1 pseudogene is annotated in these 276 nt (G+C 53.6%); it reads left to right on the top strand.

The annotated features are described in order from the left end of the window. A pseudogene (locus BEB54_RS29115) lies at positions 1-276 on the top strand (DinB/UmuC family translesion DNA polymerase); the annotation flags it as partial.

Genomic DNA, 276 nt, shown 5'->3' with positions numbered 1-276 from the left:
TGCACCAGGCTGTTGTTCAGTATGCAGAGCGGGCCGCAGAGAAACTACGTGGGGAGCGTCAGTATTGCCGGCAGGTGGCGACATTTATACGAACGTCACCCTTTGCAGTGAAAGCCCCTGTTACAGCAATTCCGCTGTGGAAAAGCTTCCATTGCCTACACAGGACAGCCGGGACATTATTGCCGCAGCATGCAGAGCGTTAAACCATGTCTGGCGTGAAGGGTACCGCTATATGAAGGCAGGAGTCATGCTGGCTGATTTCACACCATCGGGTAT

The organism is Escherichia sp. MOD1-EC6021 (assembly GCF_002965245.1).
Classification (GTDB): domain Bacteria; phylum Pseudomonadota; class Gammaproteobacteria; order Enterobacterales; family Enterobacteriaceae; genus Escherichia; species Escherichia coli_F.
The sequence above is the reverse complement of the archived record's forward strand: the minus strand, read 5'-3'. Positions and strand labels throughout refer to the sequence as shown.